At 67.1% G+C, this 15,983-nt stretch carries 18 protein-coding genes; 10 read left to right on the forward strand and 8 right to left on the reverse strand.

Features of this window, described 5'->3' with window-relative positions; translation table 11 throughout:
- Nucleotides 1–20: 20 nt before the first annotated feature.
- From IGS60_RS21005 to IGS60_RS21015, 3 genes are read right to left on the reverse strand one after another with little or no spacing between them, the layout of a single operon-like run.
- Nucleotides 21–995: a FecR domain-containing protein gene (locus tag IGS60_RS21005; RefSeq protein ID WP_230506078.1), complete on the reverse strand. Its 975-nt coding sequence runs from the start codon at nt 993–995 to the stop codon at nt 21–23.
- 8 nt (nt 996–1,003) lie between these two features.
- Complete coding sequence (locus tag IGS60_RS21010; RefSeq protein ID WP_230506079.1) at nt 1,004–1,579, reverse strand: RNA polymerase sigma factor; 576 nt, start codon at nt 1,577–1,579, stop codon at nt 1,004–1,006.
- Nucleotides 1,576–2,319: a hypothetical protein gene (locus IGS60_RS21015; RefSeq protein ID WP_230506080.1), complete on the reverse strand. Its 744-nt coding sequence runs from the start codon at nt 2,317–2,319 to the stop codon at nt 1,576–1,578. The genes IGS60_RS21010 and IGS60_RS21015 overlap by 4 nt, the downstream gene beginning before the upstream one ends.
- A gap of 207 nt (nt 2,320–2,526) precedes the next feature.
- Here IGS60_RS21015 and IGS60_RS21020 point away from each other — a divergent pair, with 207 nt between their 5' ends.
- From IGS60_RS21020 to IGS60_RS21030, 3 genes are read left to right on the forward strand one after another with little or no spacing between them, the layout of a single operon-like run.
- The gene (locus IGS60_RS21020; RefSeq protein ID WP_230506081.1) at nt 2,527–3,543 is read left to right on the forward strand and encodes a M14 family zinc carboxypeptidase; all 1,017 of its coding nucleotides are present in this window, start codon (nt 2,527–2,529) and stop codon (nt 3,541–3,543) included.
- Entirely contained in the window at nt 3,540–4,340 is an 801-nt protein-coding gene (locus IGS60_RS21025; protein WP_230506082.1) for an alpha/beta fold hydrolase, read from the forward strand. Before IGS60_RS21020 ends, IGS60_RS21025 begins: the two co-directional genes overlap by 4 nt.
- Entirely contained in the window at nt 4,331–5,377 is a 1,047-nt protein-coding gene (locus IGS60_RS21030) for a serine hydrolase (protein ID WP_230506083.1), read from the forward strand. The genes IGS60_RS21025 and IGS60_RS21030 overlap by 10 nt, the downstream gene beginning before the upstream one ends.
- 3 nt (nt 5,378–5,380) lie before the next feature.
- Here IGS60_RS21030 and IGS60_RS21035 read toward each other — a convergent pair whose 3' ends face one another.
- Both IGS60_RS21035 and IGS60_RS21040 read right to left on the reverse strand, forming a co-directional pair.
- Nucleotides 5,381–6,511, reverse strand: a complete 1,131-nt coding sequence (locus IGS60_RS21035; protein WP_230506084.1) for a YbfB/YjiJ family MFS transporter — start codon at nt 6,509–6,511, stop codon at nt 5,381–5,383.
- Nucleotides 6,508–7,386 (reverse strand): LysR substrate-binding domain-containing protein, encoded by an 879-nt coding sequence (locus IGS60_RS21040; RefSeq protein WP_306798510.1) that lies wholly within the window; start codon nt 7,384–7,386, stop codon nt 6,508–6,510. The genes IGS60_RS21035 and IGS60_RS21040 overlap by 4 nt, the downstream gene beginning before the upstream one ends.
- An 84-nt stretch (nt 7,387–7,470) precedes the next feature.
- On the opposite strand from IGS60_RS21040, the gene IGS60_RS21045 reads away from it, so the two are divergent.
- On the forward strand, nt 7,471–8,532 hold the full coding sequence (locus IGS60_RS21045; RefSeq protein WP_230506085.1) for a nitronate monooxygenase family protein: 1,062 nt from the start codon (nt 7,471–7,473) through the stop codon (nt 8,530–8,532).
- Nucleotides 8,533–8,574: 42 nt separating this feature from the next.
- Here IGS60_RS21045 and IGS60_RS21050 read toward each other — a convergent pair whose 3' ends face one another.
- A complete protein-coding gene (locus IGS60_RS21050) occupies nt 8,575–9,975 on the reverse strand; it encodes a PLP-dependent aminotransferase family protein (protein ID WP_230506086.1) in 1,401 nt (466 codons plus the stop codon).
- A gap of 68 nt (nt 9,976–10,043) precedes the next feature.
- Between IGS60_RS21050 and IGS60_RS21055 the strand changes: the two genes are divergently transcribed.
- Together IGS60_RS21055 and IGS60_RS21060 are read left to right on the forward strand one after the other, a co-directional pair.
- Nucleotides 10,044–10,208 (forward strand): hypothetical protein, encoded by a 165-nt coding sequence (locus IGS60_RS21055; RefSeq protein ID WP_230506087.1) that lies wholly within the window; start codon nt 10,044–10,046, stop codon nt 10,206–10,208.
- Between the two features lie 61 nt (nt 10,209–10,269).
- A complete protein-coding gene (locus IGS60_RS21060; RefSeq protein WP_070224327.1) occupies nt 10,270–10,515 on the forward strand; it encodes a hypothetical protein in 246 nt (81 codons plus the stop codon).
- Between the two features lie 127 nt (nt 10,516–10,642).
- Here the strand turns inward: IGS60_RS21060 and IGS60_RS21065 are convergent, their stop codons facing one another.
- Nucleotides 10,643–11,101 carry a VOC family protein gene (locus tag IGS60_RS21065; protein ID WP_230506088.1) on the reverse strand — a complete coding sequence of 153 codons (459 nt, stop codon included), beginning with the start codon at nt 11,099–11,101 and terminating at the stop codon, nt 10,643–10,645.
- Between the two features lie 48 nt (nt 11,102–11,149).
- Nucleotides 11,150–11,950, reverse strand: coding sequence for a hypothetical protein (locus tag IGS60_RS21070; protein ID WP_230506089.1), 801 nt, complete (start codon nt 11,948–11,950; stop codon nt 11,150–11,152).
- Between the two features lie 318 nt (nt 11,951–12,268).
- Here IGS60_RS21070 and IGS60_RS21075 point away from each other — a divergent pair, with 318 nt between their 5' ends.
- From IGS60_RS21075 to IGS60_RS21090, 4 genes are all read left to right on the forward strand, one after another.
- Nucleotides 12,269–12,988 carry an SDR family oxidoreductase gene (locus IGS60_RS21075; protein WP_230506090.1) on the forward strand — a complete coding sequence of 240 codons (720 nt, stop codon included), beginning with the start codon at nt 12,269–12,271 and terminating at the stop codon, nt 12,986–12,988.
- A 185-nt stretch (nt 12,989–13,173) separates the two neighbouring features.
- Complete coding sequence (gene gstA, locus IGS60_RS21080; protein WP_070224322.1) at nt 13,174–13,788, forward strand: glutathione transferase GstA; 615 nt, start codon at nt 13,174–13,176, stop codon at nt 13,786–13,788.
- 68 nt (nt 13,789–13,856) lie between these two features.
- A complete protein-coding gene (locus IGS60_RS21085; RefSeq protein WP_230506091.1) occupies nt 13,857–14,963 on the forward strand; it encodes an acyl-CoA dehydrogenase in 1,107 nt (368 codons plus the stop codon).
- Nucleotides 14,964–15,113: 150 nt separating this feature from the next.
- Complete coding sequence (locus IGS60_RS21090; protein ID WP_227741955.1) at nt 15,114–15,911, forward strand: HDOD domain-containing protein; 798 nt, start codon at nt 15,114–15,116, stop codon at nt 15,909–15,911.
- The last annotated feature ends 72 nt before the right edge of the window (nt 15,912–15,983 follow it).

A 15,983-nucleotide genomic window follows, 5' to 3' on the forward strand; every position in this document is an offset into this window, starting at 1 on the left:
GCATCCGGCATCCGCCGAGATCAGCTCAGCAAGACGATGCCGCCCGGCAAACTGATCATTTCTGCTCCCGTCAAGTCGCGTATCATCGCCAGCGCGCCATCCATCTGGCGGATGGAAAAGCGCATGCGCACGAGGCGGCGGCCCAGTTCGGGATTGCGCAGCAGCACGCGGCCGGGCCGGTAGCGGTTGATTTCATCGACGACCTGGGACAGCGGCTGGCCGGCAAACGACAACGCACCCGTGCGCCAGGCGCTCGCTTCGCCCTTTGGTGCGGCCGTGGCCGCCTGCGCGCCCCCGTCGTCGTACACCAGTTGCTGTCCTGCATCAAGAGTCTGGCGTCGCTGCTGCCAGACCACCTCGACGGCGCCCGCCAGGCAAGTCACGCAGACGGCGTCGCCCGTGTGGCGCACATTGAAGCGGGCCGACTGCGCCAATAAACGCCCCGCGCCCGCCACCACCGACACGGGCTGGCGCGCGCCGCTGGCGAGGATTTCCGCCTCGCCGCCCAGCAGTTCGATCGACTCGGGCGCCCGCACATCGATGCGCGTCTGCGTATTCATCTGCACCGTCATCTGCTGCGACAGGGCCAGTTGCCGCTGCTCGCCCGTGCCCGTGCGGTAGTCGGCGCCAAGCTCCTGCAGCGACGGCCAGGCGCCCAGCGGCGGGCGCAGGGCCAGCACGGCCACGCCGGCCGCCAGCGCGCCGCCGAGAAAAGCGCGCCGTCCGGGACGGAGCGGGAACGCCAGCACGTTCGCCTGCGGCGGCGCGGCGGCGGCGCGGGTCAAGGCGGGATCGAGCGCCTGCCACACCTGCCTGAGTTCGCGCCAGGCGCGCGCATGCGCGGGGCTGCGCGCGCACCAGGCGCGCAAGGCGTCGGCGTCGGCCTGCGTGAAATCGTCGGCACGCAGGCGTGCCCACCAGGCGGCGGCTTCCCGGCCGATGGCAGTGTCGTCATGTTCAACAAGGTCGCGTGGATCGCGGTCGGAAGCGGTCATGGGATTCATCAATATTTACGGCGGCCCGACACATCGCTGCGCTGGGCCGCATCGGCGTCGGCCATGCACGTTTTACAGTGTTGCATGGCGGCCTGCAATTCTTTCTTGACCATCGCCACGGAAATGCCGAAGCGCTCGGCGATCTCCGCATTGAGCATGCCGTCGATGCGCGCCGCCGTCAGGATGGCGCGGCGGCGCGGCGACAGGCCCGCCAAGGCCGCGTCCAGCGCCTGCACGTCGAGCCGCGCCGAGACGATGCGCGCCGGGTCGCTGATGTCGTCGCCGGGTTCGTCGGCCATGTGCATCAGCTCCTCGCGTTCGCGCTCGGTGACGATGATGCGGTCGCGGCGGTAGGCATCGGTGGCGATATTGGCCGCCATGCGCAGCAGGTAGGCGTCGGGATTATGGACGGGCGCGGCGGCGGGACCGGGCGCCACCATCGCCTCGAGGCGCAGCCAGGTTTCCTGCAGCGCATCGGCCGCATGGTGCTTGCAGCCGACCACGCGTTCGAGGCGCCAGCGCAGCACGGCGTAGCGCGCACTGAGGTGGCCTTTGAGCCTGGTGCGCAGGTCGGGCAGGCTCATGGCGCGGAGATTCCTTGCGCGCCAGCGGCGCAATCGACTTCGCTGCCCGGCCCTTGCGGCAGCAGCAGGATGGAGACGGGCTGCGGCATCGACGGCAGCGGCGCCGCGCCAACGCGCATGCCCAGCACCACGCGCGCAATCGCCGTGTCGCGCGCGCGCAAGCCCGTGCTGTCGAGCAGGTGCACGCGGTCGACGACGCCGGCGCGGTTCAGATACAGCTGCAGCGCCAGGCGGTAGCCGCCGGGGCGCGTCTGCGCGGCGCGGCACAGCAGACCCAGCAACACGTGCTGCAGGCGGCTGACATAGGCCAGGTGGTCGCCGCCGCCCTGCGCGGCGCCCGGGATGTCGGCGGCGGCCACGACGGCGGCCGGCGGCTGGTCCGCTGCGGCTAGCGCCGAAGCTGCGGCCGGGGCATACACGATGACGGCTTGCGCGTCGGACAGGCGCGATTGCAGCCCCGTGCCCTCCAGCAAGACTTGCAGGGCCGCTCCCGCCGCATAGGGGCCGCGCACGGCGGCCGACTGGCGCTGCGCGTAACGCTGGTCGATCAGCACGGCGATGCCCGTGCGGCGGCTGTATATATCCAGCGCATCGCCGAGGTGTTGCGCGGCGATATCGAACTGCAAGACGGCGCCGTCGGCCGGCTGCGCCCGCACGGGCCCCACCGCGGCCAGGAAACCCAGCAGTACCAGGTATCCGGCCAGCGCAAGCACATGAACGGATGCCGGGCTGCCTGTCATATCGCTATCGTGTCGCTATCGTGTGAGGAGTAAAGCGGACGCCTGGGGTGTTTACAATGAACAATCCTTGCGTCAACTGCAACAGACTACACAGCAAACATGACGGCTTCGTGACATGCTTATCACCAATAAATTTCGCCATGCGGGACGTCGGACGCGGCAATGATTTCGGCTACACTGGCTGCTACTTTCCCTTTCAGACGCCTGATGATCGAAAAGAATCTGCCCGAGCTGGTCATGCTGAAGCGCCTCATCGACGAGGGCGGCAGTCACCTGGAAGTGGCCGCGCCCTGCAGCATCGCCATCGATGGACGCGCATTTCCCGTGTATTCGATCGCCATGGGCAATCCCAGCCCCGACGTGCCCGTGCTGGGCTTTTTCGGCGGCATCCACGGCCTCGAACGCATCGGCACGCAAGTGCTGCTGTCCTTTTTGGAAAGCCTGGTTGCGCGCCTGCGCTGGGACGCCACCTTGCACCAGCAACTGGAAACCATGCGGCTCGTGTTCATGCCGCTGGTCAATCCGGGCGGCATGTGGCAAGCGACGCGCAGCAATCCGCGCGGCGTGGACCTCATGCGCAACGCGCCATTGAGTGCGCGCGAAAAAGTGCCGTTCATGCTGGGCGGCCAGCGCTACAGCCCCCGCCTGCCCTGGTACCGGGGCGCGGCCGGAGGGCCGATGGAGGCGGAAAGCCAGGCCGTGTGCGACCTCGTCGAACGCGAACTGCTGTCGCGCCAGTTCAGCATCGCCCTCGATTGCCATTCCGGCTTCGGCTTGCGCGACCGCATCTGGTTTCCGCACGCCCACACCAAGGTGCCGATCGAACACCTGGCCGAGATCGGCGCGCTGGAAGAGCTGTTCAGCCAGAGCTACCCCAACCACAACTATGTGTTCGAGCCGCAAAGCCGGCAATACCGCACGCATGGCGACCTGTGGGACTATCTCTACCTGAACGGCACCAGCTACACGGGCCGCGTGTTCCTGCCCCTGACCCTGGAAATGGGCTCGTGGCTGTGGGTCAAGAAAAATCCGCGCCAGCTGTTCAACCGGGTCAGCATCTTCAACCCCACGGCCGCGCACCGCCTGCAGCGCGTGCTGCGGCGGCACCTGGTGTGGTTCGATTTCCTCATGCGCGCCGCCAGCAGCCACGGCCGCTGGATGCCGGAAGGCTTGCTGCGCAAGGCGCAGCGCCGGCGCGCCCTGGCGCAATGGTACGAATCATGAGCGGATCGCCTACCTGGGTCTTGCTGCGCGGCCTGATGCGCGAACAGCGCCACTGGGGCAGCTTCCCCGCCACCCTGGCGCGCGCCCTGCCCGGCGCCCGCATCGTCACGCCCGACCTGCCCGGCAACGGCACGCGCCACGACGAAGACAGCGCCACCCGCGTGGCCGCCATGCTGGAAGACTGCCGCCAGCACTTGCTGGCGCGCGGCATCCCCGCGCCATACCACTTGCTGGCGCTGTCCCTGGGCGGCATGGTGGCCGTCGAATGGGCAAGCCGCTATCCGCAGGAAATCGCACGCTGCGTGCTCGTCAACACGAGCATGCGGCCCTATAGCCCGTTTTACCGGCGCCTGCGCTGGCAAAACTACGGCGCCCTGCTGCGCCAGTTGCTGGCCGGCGATGCACGCAGCCAGGAAGCGCTGATCCTGCGCCTGACGAGCCGCAGGCACGCCCATGGCACCCCTGCGCTGCTGGCCGACTGGCTCAGCTACCAGCAGGAATATCCGGTCAGCCGGTGCAATGCACTGCGCCAGCTGCTGTCGGCCGCCCGCTACCGCGCCCCGGCGATTCCCCCGGCGATGCCCGTGCTGGTGATGGCCGGCGCGCAAGATCAATTGGTCGACCACCGCTGCTCGCAGCGCCTGGCGCGCGCCTGGCAAGCCGATTGCCTGATCCATGGCGACGCGGGCCACGACTTGCCGCTCGATGAGGGCGAATGGCTGGCGCAATCGGTGGCGCGCTGGCTGGGGGAAGAAATGACAGACCACGGCAGGACGGCACAATCATCATGCAGATAACAAGCAGCAGTACGGAGCAACTGGCGGCGCTGGCGGAGGCCGGAGTGCAGGAGCGGATTTTCCCGGGTGCGGCCTGGGCCGTGGGCACCGTCGACGACGGCGTGGCAGGCGCGGCCGGGCGGCTCACGCCCGATTCCGCCAGTGCCGCGATGCAGGTCGACACTTTGTTCGACATCGCTTCCTTGACCAAGATCATCAGCGTCTGGTCGCTGACGGGCCGGCTGCTGAAGCAGGAACGCCTGGGCTTGGACACGCGGCTGGCCGACGTGCTGCCCGACACGCACGGCTATGCGCTGGCGCCCGTCACGATTTTCCAGCTGCTCACGCATACGGCCGGCCTGCCGCTGCGCGCCCGCCTGCGGGCCAGCTATGGCGAGGTGTACGACGATATCGTGCGCGGCGTGCTGCGCGAACCGCTGGAAGGCATACCAGGCCAGGCGGTCGACTACACGGACCGCGCGGCCCTGATCCTCGGCCTGGTCATCGAGCGGCTGCTGGGCATGCCCCTGGACCAGGCCCTGGAAGAACATGTGCTGCGGTCGCTGGGCATGGCCGCCACGCGCTTTGGCCCGCTGCCGGCTGCGCATGGCAAGCTGGTCGCGCCGACCGAGTATTGCGAGCAGGCGGGCGCGCACCTTGCCGGCGTGACGCATGATTTTTCGACGCGGCTGCTGGGCGGCGTATGCGGCATTTCCGGGCTGTTTTCGAATGTGCCGGACCTGCAGCGCTTCCTGCAGGCGATGCTGGCGCCGGACCGCCATGACGAGGTGTTCGACGCCGGCTGGGTGCGTGATTCGCTGACGGTGCAGACGGGTTCCTTGAGCCCGTCGCGCGGCCTGTTCTGGCACCCGGCGGCAGGCAGCGGGCCGCAGGACGACATCTGGTGCCACCAGGGTTTCACGGGCACGGCCCTGTGGATCAGTCCCCGGCGCGGCCGCTATGCGGTGCTGCTGACCAATAAACTGTACTACACGCGCGATTCCGCCCGGGTCAACGCGCTGCGGCACGCTTTCATGCGCTGCGCCTTCGGTCTTTGAACTTTATAGCCGCAAGCTCACGATGATGGCCAGCAGCAGCGCGCCGGCGGCCGCCAGCAGCGAACTATTAAAACTGTGCGACTGCGCATACAGGCTGCCGGCCAGCATGGGGCCGATGATCTGACCCACGCCATACACCACCGTCATGATGGCCATCATGCTGGTGCCCGCCTTGACGGCGGCCCGCTGCGCGGCCGGCATGGCGATCGTGACCGTGCCGACGAACGTGCCGCCGACGAGGATGGCGCTGAGCAGGTACCCGGCGGCCGAGGGCGCCAGCACGGGCAAGGCCACGCCCAGCGCCTGCAGCAGCAAGTTCAGCCTGAGCGCCTGGCGCGTGCCCAGGCGCTCGTGCAGCCGGTGCCACAGGAAGCACGAGGGCGCCGCCCCGAGGCCGAACACGGCCCACACGTGGGCGGAATTCAAGCCGGGCAAGGCCGCGCCAACCAGCACGGGCAAGTAGGTGGCCGTGACGATGTAGCCGAGTCCCGCCAAGCCGTAGATCAGCACCAGCGGCCACGGTGCCACGGACGCCAGCGCGGATACGGCAGGTTTCTCCATCTCATCCAGGCTCGCTTCCCCACTCACGGCAATGGCCGGTGCGGCCGCCAGCCCCGCCAGCGCGGCGACGCCGGCCAGCAGCAGCCACATGCCCGCGCTGTGCCAGCCCAGCTGCGATGCCAGCACCAGCAATTCGGCCGAGACGGCGATGCCCACGCCCACGCCCGCGTACAGCAGCGGCGCGCCGCGGCCATGCCGGCGCTGTTCCAGCAGCCACAAGGAGGCGGCCACCATGGCCAGGGCGCTGAAGACGCCCGCCCCGCCCCGCACCGCCACGATGAGCCAGACGGGCATCGGCAAGGCCAGCACGCCCAGGCACAGCGCCGTGCCGGCCGCCGACCACAGGCACAGCCGGTGCGCGCTGCGGGCCCGCGCGCGCATGGCCAGGATGGCGCCCAGCAGGTAACCGGCATAATTGGCCGAGGCGGCCAGGCTGCCTTCGCGCAAGCTCAAGACGCCTTCCTCGACCATATGCGGATAGATGGCCGTGAAGGCGAAGCGGCCAAAGCCCATGCCGATGGCGAGAATGACCGCCGCGGCGATGGCCGCACGCAGCCTGGCCGCCCCGCTCACGGCGCCGCCTCGCCGAGCAGCGCCAGCAAATGCTGAAAGGCGGGCACGTCGAATCCGACTCTCCACACGAGCACCGTGTCGGCTTGCCCGGCGGACAGCGTTGTCAAGGTGGCCGGCGCATCGGACAACGCCAGCACGCTGGCCGGCAGCACGGTCACGCAGGCGCCGGCCGCCACGCAGGCGATCATGGTGTGATACGAACTCAGCTCCTGCACGCGCCAATCGGTCGAACCTGCAACGCCCAGCAGCTCTTCGGCGATGCCGCGGTAGGTGCAGCCCTGCGGAAAGGCCGCCAGCGAGCGCGTGCGCACGTCCGCGGCACGGCGTGCCTGCCCTTCGCTGGCCGGCAGCAACAGACACAGTTCCTCGCGCCACACGGCGGTCGATGCCAGCCCCAGCTCTTCCAGCGCGGCGGCGCCGCCGAACGCTGGCGGCAAGGCGACGAAAGCGCAGTCGAGCAAACCCGTGCGCACTTGCTCGATCAGGGGGCGCGACGGCCCCGTGCTCAGCGCCAGGCGCGTGTCCGGATAGCGGGCGTGATACGCGGCCAGCAGCGCCGGCAGGCGGCTGGCCGCCGTGCTTTCCATGCTGCCCAAGCGCAGGGTGCCGCCGTCGCGCCCGCCCGTGACGACATGCCGCGCTTCTTCCGCCAGCGCCAGCAAACGCTGCGCATACTCGAGAAAGCGCTCGCCCGCCGCCGTCAGGGCCATGCGTTTATTGGCGCGCACGAACAATTCCGCGCCCATGTCGGCTTCCAGCTGCTGGATGCGCGTGGTGACGCTGGACGGCGCGCGGCCCAGCCTGGCTGCGGCCTGGGTGACGCTCAGTTCACTGGCCACGGCGCAAAAAATCGTCAGGGATTCCATGTCCATCATGTTCTCAATTCAAGAATTATCATGCTATTATATTCTTCAAATAAGAATATTGCACAATATCCTCAATTTCATGAAGGAAACATCATGAGCACGTCCCAGCGCTTCCTCGACCGTCTCGGCTTGCAGCACCCCATCATCCAGGCGCCGATGGCGGGCGTCTCCACGCCGCGCATGGCGGCCGCCGTCTCGAACGCGGGCGGCCTCGGTTCGCTGGCCATCGGCGCCGGCACCGTGGCGCAGGCGCGCCAGATGATCGCCGACACCCGCGCGCTGACGGACCGCCCCTTCAACGTGAATGTGTTCTGCCATGCGCCGGCGGTACGCGATGCGCGGCGCGAAGCGGCCTGGCTGGCCCATCTGGCGCCCCTGTTCGCGGAACTGGGCGCGGCCGTGCCTACGGAACTCGACGAGATATATCAAACCTTTCTCGGCAATGAGGCAGCGTTCGCCCTGCTGCTGGAGCTGCGCCCCGCCGTCGTCAGCTTCCATTTCGGCTTGCCGGCGCAGCAGCAGATCGCCGCCCTGCGCCAGGCCGGCGTCTACACGATGGCCACGGCCACCAATCTGCGCGAGGCGGCGCTGATCGAACAGGCCGGCGTCGACGCCATCGTGGCGCAAGGCGTGGAAGCTGGCGGACATCGGGGCGCGTTCGACCCGCAAGCGCCGGACGAGCGCCACAGTACCAGCGTGCTGCTGCGCCTGCTGGCCGGCCGCACTGCTCTCCCCCTGATCGCGGCCGGCGGCATCATGGATGGACAAGGCGTCCGCGCCGCGCTGGACCTGGGCGCCGCAGCGGCCCAGCTGGGCACGGCGTTCGTGCTGTGCCCGGAATCATCGGCCAATGCGGGCTACCGCGCCAACCTGCAAAGCGAACGGGCCGCAAGCACGCGCCTGACCAGCGTGCTCTCGGGCCGTCTGGCGCGCGGCATGGTGAACCGGCTGATCGAACATGGCGAAGCGCCGGGCAGCCCGCCCCCAGCCGACTATCCCGTTGCCTACGATGCCGCCAAACAATTGAACGCCTTGGCCAGCCGGCACGGCGACAGCGACTTCGCCGCGCAATGGGCCGGCCAGGGCGCGCCGCTGGCGCGGGAAATGGGGGCGGAGGAACTGGTGTCGGCACTGGCAAGGGAAATGGCGGCCTGATGCCGGGATGCTTCTGGCAATACGGAGGCCCATTCCGGCCAGTCAGACCACGGCAGCGCTGAATGACTCGGGCCGCCGCGCAAGCAGGTGAGACAGCCGCTGAAGACCGGCCTGCAAGCGTCCACGGTCCTTGATGCTGCCCAAAGAGATGCGAATGGCGTTCACCGATGCGCTGCCCGTTGCGAATGCCTCCGCCGGCGTGACGGCGATGCCGTAGCTGGCGGCTGCGAGCGCAAGCTGCGAGGAGTTCCAATACGCGGGCAACTCGAGCCATACATGCAGACCGTCTCCGGCGCCGCTGTAGCGTCCCGCCAGCACATCGCGCGCCATCCGGTGGCGCAGGCGCGCCTCCTTGCGTACGCCTTCCATCAATCTGTCAGCCGAGCCGTCGAGTATCCACTGCGTGGCCAGGGCGGCCGTCAGAGGAGCGACCATCAGCGCAAATGATCTTAGCGCGACCAGGAAACGCTCGCGCTCTGCCGGGTCGCGTATCAGCACGAAGGCGACACGCAAGCCTGGCGTCAGGCATTTCGACAGCGTCGAGATGTAGAGCACCTGTGCCGGGGCAAACGCGGCAACGGGCGGCGGCGGCGCATCGGCAAGAAGCCAGTAGGGATCGTCCTCGACGATGCGTACATCGCAGCGCTGCGCAATGCCGGCCAGCTCCCTGCGCCGGCGTTCCGGCATGGTGATGGCGGTCGGGTTCTGCAATGTCGGATTGAGGTAGACCAGCGCGGGCTGGTGCTGGCGGCACGCTTCCTCTAGCAGCTCAGGCAGCATCCCTTGCTTGTCCGCGCCCACCGCGATGACGTGCCGGCCGAACTGGGCCGCTGCGGCACGCAAGCCAGGATAACTCGTCGGCTCCGCCAGGATCACATCGCCAGGCTCCGTCAGCGCAAGGATCAATGCGGCGATCGCCGCTTGCGCACCGGGACAGACAACCACCTGCCTTGAATCCAGAGGTCCGAACATCGGTTCCAGCCATCTTGCTCCGGCCTTGCGGTCGGAGTCGCTTCCCCCGCCCAAGTGATAGGTCATCAGCAACTCATTATCGGCGCGCATCAGTACTTGAGACAAGCCTTGTCGCAACATGTCGTCGAAGTCCACGCCCTCCGGCGGTGGCGGCGTATTCATGCTCAGGTCGAGGATAGCGGTCAATTCGACTTTCGGCGCCGCGACATACGTGCCGCGCGCGCCGCGCCCCTCCAGCAAGTTGCGGCGTCTGGCTTCGTCGTAGGCGCGCGTGATCGTCGTCAGGTCGACGCCCAGCTGTGCCGCCAACTGGCGCTGCGTCGGCAGACGGTCGCCCGCTGTCAGCGAGCCGTCTGCCACCGCCACCTGCAAGGCATCCGCAATTTGCAAAAAACGGGGCCCCTTGTTCCCGGCCAATCGCGGCAACCAGCCCGTCAAATTTTCATCTTGTATGGTTTTTAACTGGGACATTTTGTCTCAATGTATGGAGATTGTTTTAAGGTAGTATGCCTCATAACGTGCAGCAACACCATCCTTGCATGGCAGTCGCAGACGTTTTTTCCTCACTCATCCGCATGCGGCGCATCGCTGCGCTCGATACCGTCGTTATTTCAGAGCTGGCTATAATGAAAGAGTCAAACAGGATGCCTTGGGGAATAGTGGAAGAAAAAGTTGGAACAGAAGCTGCTGAAGCAGCAATTTGAGGCAGTGCGCCTCACGACAGATAGTGTCAAGTAATCAAGTAATAGACTGGAAATACGCAAAATGATCGATTGGACCCCTATAGTCTTCGTGACATTCAAGGCACTCGTGCTCGCCACCGGCATGTTCTTCGCCATCAAGTGGCATTACGATCAAGGCAAGAAGGATAAGGACAAGGCGAAGCAGAATCGCGCGGTGCTGCGCGCGAGCGGCAAGGTGGTCGCCATCTTCGCGCTATTGCTCCTGGCACTCGGGATCGTCACCTTCTTCGTCGTCAGCATGGTCGGTCTGGACATGACCATGCCCTGATGACAGAAAGGCGCCGGCCGATATGCGGCGATGCGGCAGCAATTTCCCGCCGCGGCGTTTCGCGCAGGCCTGCCTCAGCAAGCGATTGGACGGCGAGCCTTTGGCTTTCTACGTCCGGCGGCTTCCCTCAGGACGTCTGCTGCGGGAGCTGTTCGGCAAGTCCGATGAGGATGCCTTCGGGACCACGGATGTAGCAGAGCCGATACATGTGCTCGTACCGGACGACTTCGCCGACCAGCTTCGCGCCGCGTTGGACGAGCCGGACGAGCCGGACGAGCGTATCGTCGATATCCTCGACGGTAAACATGACACGCAGGTAACCGAGAGCGTTCACTGGGGCGTCGCGGTGATCGGCGACCACGGCCGGCGCGAGGAAACGGGATAACTCGAGACGGCTGTGACCGTCCGGCGTACGCATCATGGCAATCTCCACGCGCATGCCGCGCAGACCGGTGACGCCATCGGCCCAGTCGCCTTCAATTGGGGCGCGCCCTTCGAGAACGAGACCAAGTTCGGTGAAGAACGCAATGGCGGCATCGATGTCTTCCACGACGATGCCGACGTTGTCCATGCGCTTGACTGTCATATTGCCTCCTGGGTGTCTAAGGCTAGCCTGCCATCAGGGAAAGCCCCGCTACGGCAACCTGTGCCGGAACGTCGGCTCGATATTGCGCGCATGCAGCCAGCGCACGATGTCCTCCAGTGTAGCGTCCTGCAGCAGCAAGCCTGGCTGCGTAACGGGCTTTACCGCCGGTAATGGCGCGGCGACGGGCGCGAGAACGGGCACGGCATCAGCCAGCCCCGCATGTCCCTGCAGCTTCGCCAGCGCCTGCGCGAATTGTGCCGGAGTGATGCTGCGCAAGCTTTCCAGGAAACCCAGCTGGGCGGCGGGCGGCGGCGGCATGTCCAGGCCCGCCTCGTCGACGAAGGCGGCGCCCATGCTGGGATGAATGAAGGCGGCCCACTTGCCCGACGGCTGCAAGGCGGGCGGCAGCGCCACCTGCGCTACGTAGTCTGGCGGCGCGACGGCGAGGATGTCGGTCGATGCAGGCAAAAAGGTCGAACGCAACAGCTGCACGAACTGGCGCGCCTGGGCAACGGGCACGGGCGTGGCCAGAGACAGCCATAACTGGAACGCCGTGCCCGAGATGCTGACGGCGGGCGCCGGCAAGTCCAGCTCGTGCTGCACGGCATTGGCGATCATGCACAGCGCGCTCCAGTGTGCCTCGCCGCCGCCCTTGCCGCCAAACTCCAGCACCAGCGCGCGCGCCAGGCCGCTCTCGGTCACGAGTTGCACGGCCACCGTCTGCTCGCCCGACAGGTGGCGCGCCAGCACGGCCGGCGTCAACGGCTGGACGCCGCCCTGCGCATCGACGTAGTGCTGCTGTTCCTCGAACAGATACAGGCGGGTGAGTTCGGAAATCAGTTTATGCATGGGCGGCCTCGTAATGACGTTGAGCAACACTTGCCAACGTGCCCCGATTATAGCCTTCCCGCCCTTGACGCACCTTCCCTCCCGGCGCCAAACACCAGCCAGCTGGTCGCGGCGAACAGGCAGGCGGCCATGCCGCCGTACAGCATCACGGCACCAAAGCCTTGCGCGAGCGCAAGCTGGGCCACGCCGGCGCCACGGCGGCCGCCGAAGCGTTCGGGCAATTGCTGCGCGAATGGTCAGCCGCTGCGGCGACGTGACCTTGCAAAAAAGTGTAGCCTTCGCAGGTGTGCATTGTCAGGCCAAAGGACCTCCTCTCCCATGCAAACTCGTACTTTCCTCGTTACCGGCGCGACACGCGGCATCGGCCATGCCATCTGCACCCTGCTGCATCAGCAAGGCCATCGGGTGATCGGCATCGCGCGGCACGTTGCGGGCGTCGACTTTCCGGGCACCTTGGTGGCCTGCGATCTGGCCGATCTGGCGCAGACGGCGCAGGTTCTCAAGGCGCTGGAAAAACAGTTTGATATCGATGGCATCGTCAACAATGCGGGCATTGCCTCGCCCCAGCCGCTGGGTCAAATCGACTTTGCCACCTTGCAGAGCGTGTTCGACCTGAACGTGCGCGCCGCCATCCAGGTGACACAGCAGTTCGTGGATGCGATGAAGCAGCGCCGCTATGGCCGCATCGTGAATATCTGCAGCCGCGCAGTCTACGGCAGCGTGGACCGCACCGCCTATTCCGCCGCCAAAAGCGCCCTGGTCGGCTGCACGAGAACCTGGGCGCTGGAGTTGGCCCAGCACGGCGTGACGGTCAATGCGATCGCCCCAGGCCCCGTGGAAACGGCACTGTTCCGCAAGGCGCGCCCCGTCGGCAGCGAAATGGAACGCCAGGTGCTTGCCACGATACCGATGCGGCGGCTGGGACAGCCGGATGAAGTCGCTGCCGCCGCCGGCTTCCTGCTATCGGAGCAAGCCAGTTACGTGACAGGCCAGGTCTTGGCAGTGGATGGCGGAGGCAGCCTCGGCGGGCGCGCGTGAGCCATCCGCACCAGCAGCATGGCGTGCGCGTTTTTCTTGCTGCTTGCCCCCTTGCGCTATCCCGGGCTTTGAGCCAGCGCAATCGTTCGCCGGGCGTGACCAGCCACCGCACGAACACGCATTTACCGGCGGCTCCCGCAGGACTATAGTGGCGTCTTCCCAACCTGTTCGAGGATAGGATCGCCATGAAACTCTTTTACTCGCCGGGCGCCTGCTCGCAAGCACCGCACATTATTTTGCGCGAAACGGGCATGCCATTCACCCTGGCCAAGGTCGACCTGGGCCAGCACCGCACGCAGGAAGGCGGCAATTACTATGAACTCAACCCGAAAGGCCAGGTGCCGCTGCTGGCGCTCGACGATGGGACGACCTTGAGCGAAGGCCCCGTCATCGCCCAGTACATCGCCGAACAGGCCGGCAGGCAGGACCTGCTGCCGCCCGTGGGCAGCCTGGCCCGCTACCAGGTGCTGGAATGGCAGAACTACATCACGTCCGAGCTGCACAAATCGTTCAGTCCCCTGTTCGATCCCCGCTTCGATGCCGCCACCAAGGCCTTGTTCATCGAGCAATTGGGCAAAAAATTCAAGTGGGTGGACAGCCGCCTGGAAGGCCGGTCCTATCTGACCGGCGCCACGTTCACGGTAGCCGACGCCTACCTGTTCGTCATCACGGGCTGGGCGCCGAACGTGGGCGTGGACTTGTCCGCGCTGGCAAATCTGCAAGCCTTCCTGGGCCGAGTGTCCCAGCGCGACAGCGTCAAGGCTGCTTGGGAAGCGGAAGGATTGAGCAAGGCCGCTTGAACGGCCGTGTCGCGGCACGCCCGGCTCTGTGCGAAAATGCCCGCCTTCGCCATTGCCGGACTTTGCCCATGCCGCACGCTGCCTTCGCTACCCTTGCTGCCCTTTCCGGGCGCGACGCCCGGCGCATCGCGCGCCACGCCCAGGCGGCCGATACCGCCCGCTTGCTGCATCCAGTGCAGCAAGCCTTGCTGCACCGGCGCGGCTGGCTGACGATGCTGGCGCCGCGCAGCGCGGGCGGCGCCGAACTGCCCCTGCCACACGTGGTGCGCCTGGAAGAAGCCGTGGCCGCCGTCGACGGCAGCATGGGCTGGGTGCTGACCCTGTGCGCGGGCGCCGGCTGGTTCGCGGGCTTTCTGGCGCCGGACATGGCGCGCGCCATCATCGGCACGCCGCGCGCCTGCCTGGGCGGCAGCGGCGCGGCCACCGGGGACGCGGAGGAAGAAGGCGACGGCTACCGCATCACGGGCAGCTGGGACTACGCCAGCGGCGCGCCCATGGCCACCCACTTCACCCTGAACGCCCGGCTGCGGCGCGCTGGCCAGCCCCTGCTCGACGAACAAGGCCAGCCGCGCATCCGCGCCTTTCTCGTGCCCGCCGCGCTGGTGCGGCTGGTGCCCTCGTGGAACTGCATCGGCATGCGCGCCAGCGCCTCGCACAGCTACCGCATCGACGGCCAGTGGCTCGGCAAGGAACACGGTTTCACCATCAGTCCCGCAGCCGCGACGGCCGACGGCCCCCTGTACCGCTACCCGTTTTATTCGCTCGCCTACGTGACCCTGGCCGCCAACGTGGCCGGCATGGCCGCGCATTTCATGGAATTGGCCGAAGAATGCATGCGCCACCGCCGCCACGCGCGCGCCGGCCTGCCGCTGCTGGAGGTGCCGGAAGTAATATCCATGTTGCAAGACAAGCAAGACGCATTCATCGCCGCCCGCGCGCGCTTTTATGCCGTGCTCGATGACAGCTGGGCAACGGTGGCTGCCGGCGCGGCGCTCGACGCGGACGCCATGCAGGCCGTGCAAGAGCGTGCGCTGGCCCTGGTCGCCGCCTGCCGCGCGGCAGTCGACGGCCTGTATCCATACTGCGGCCTGTACGCGGCCCGCGAAGACAGCGCCATCAACCGCGTGTGGCGCGATTTCCATACGGCCAGCCAGCACTCCTTGCTGCTGCCATAAGGCGCTGGAACGCAGCTCCCGATGGCGGGCATGGCCGGTTGGGCATGCGAACGCCATGCCAGCCGGATTGCCTGATAATATGGGGACATTGCTACTTCTCGCTCCCTCTTATCCATGCACGTCAACACGCTCAGCAGCCTTGCGCAACTTTTGGCCAGCGCCGAAACGGAAACCCTGGCCTTTCCCACCAGTATCAACACGGCCCTGCTCCTGCAAAAGGAACTGGCCAACCCGGATTGCCACTCGGCCGACATCAGCCGGCTGCTGCTGTGCGAACCCACCTTGTCGGCGCGCGCCGTGGCGCTGGCCAATTCGGCCATGTTCGCGTCCGGCCACACGCCCGCCATCACCAGCGTGCGCGCCGCCGTCGAGCGGCTGGGCCACCGCAACCTGTATGCGCTGGCGACGGCGGCCGTCATCCGCCAGCTGAACGCGGGCATCCGCGACGAAGCCTTGCGCGCCCGCGCCACCCAGCTGTGGGCGCACACCGTGCATGTGGCGGCGCTGGCGCATGCGCTGGCAGGCGCCGTCACGCAGACGGATGCCGATACGGCGCTGTTCGCCGGTATCGTGCATGAAGTAGCCGGATTTTATTTGCTGGCCCAAGCCGACAAGACCCCGGGCCTGTACGCCGAGCTGGAAACGCAGATGGCCTCCACGCTGGAAGTGATCGGCCGCGCGCTGATGCGCCAGCTGGGCGTGCCGCTGTCGGTGGCCGATGCCGTCAACGCCTTGCCCGGCTCCACCATCATGTTGCCGCCCGAAGGCTTGCGCGACACCCTGCTGCTGGCCAAGGCGCTGGCGCCCGTGCCTTCGCCGCTGCCGCAGGCCTACGTCACCATCAGCGCGCCGCTGCAGGCCTACCTGGAGCACGACCCCGTGCTGCAGGCCCTGCGCACGCAGCCGTCGGCCGAAGCGAAGGCCCTGATCAAGGTGCTGCTCAGCTGACGGCCGATCTGCTATGATGGCGCAGGCCCGGACGGACCCGGCCCGCTTTCATTGACGTGCACTGGAAAACTG

The sequence above is a fragment of the Janthinobacterium sp. FW305-128 genome (genome assembly GCF_020858135.1).
GTDB lineage: Bacteria > Pseudomonadota > Gammaproteobacteria > Burkholderiales > Burkholderiaceae_D > Janthinobacterium.

Bases quoted from the DNA above. Each gene is read 5' to 3' on its own strand.
- IGS60_RS21015 (WP_230506080.1), bottom strand. From the start codon at position 2,319: ATGACAGGCAGCCCGGCATCCGTTCATGTGCTTGCGCTGGCCGGATAC.
- IGS60_RS21055 (WP_230506087.1), top strand. From the start codon at position 10,044: ATGGCAGTCGCAGACGTTTTTTCCTCACTCATCCGCATGCGGCGCATC.
- IGS60_RS21005 (WP_230506078.1), bottom strand. From the start codon at position 995: ATGACCGCTTCCGACCGCGATCCACGCGACCTTGTTGAACATGACGAC.
- gstA (WP_070224322.1), top strand. From the start codon at position 13,174: ATGAAACTCTTTTACTCGCCGGGCGCCTGCTCGCAAGCACCGCACATT.
- IGS60_RS21010 (WP_230506079.1), bottom strand. From the start codon at position 1,579: ATGAGCCTGCCCGACCTGCGCACCAGGCTCAAAGGCCACCTCAGTGCG.
- IGS60_RS21030 (WP_230506083.1), top strand. From the start codon at position 4,331: ATGCAGATAACAAGCAGCAGTACGGAGCAACTGGCGGCGCTGGCGGAG.
- IGS60_RS21075 (WP_230506090.1), top strand. From the start codon at position 12,269: ATGCAAACTCGTACTTTCCTCGTTACCGGCGCGACACGCGGCATCGGC.
- IGS60_RS21060 (WP_070224327.1), top strand. From the start codon at position 10,270: ATGATCGATTGGACCCCTATAGTCTTCGTGACATTCAAGGCACTCGTG.
- IGS60_RS21040 (WP_306798510.1), bottom strand. From the start codon at position 7,386: ATGATGGACATGGAATCCCTGACGATTTTTTGCGCCGTGGCCAGTGAA.
- IGS60_RS21065 (WP_230506088.1), bottom strand. From the start codon at position 11,101: ATGACAGTCAAGCGCATGGACAACGTCGGCATCGTCGTGGAAGACATC.
- IGS60_RS21020 (WP_230506081.1), top strand. From the start codon at position 2,527: ATGATCGAAAAGAATCTGCCCGAGCTGGTCATGCTGAAGCGCCTCATC.
- IGS60_RS21070 (WP_230506089.1), bottom strand. From the start codon at position 11,950: ATGCATAAACTGATTTCCGAACTCACCCGCCTGTATCTGTTCGAGGAA.
- IGS60_RS21025 (WP_230506082.1), top strand. From the start codon at position 3,540: ATGAGCGGATCGCCTACCTGGGTCTTGCTGCGCGGCCTGATGCGCGAA.
- IGS60_RS21085 (WP_230506091.1), top strand. From the start codon at position 13,857: ATGCCGCACGCTGCCTTCGCTACCCTTGCTGCCCTTTCCGGGCGCGAC.
- IGS60_RS21045 (WP_230506085.1), top strand. From the start codon at position 7,471: ATGAGCACGTCCCAGCGCTTCCTCGACCGTCTCGGCTTGCAGCACCCC.
- IGS60_RS21050 (WP_230506086.1), bottom strand. From the start codon at position 9,975: ATGTCCCAGTTAAAAACCATACAAGATGAAAATTTGACGGGCTGGTTG.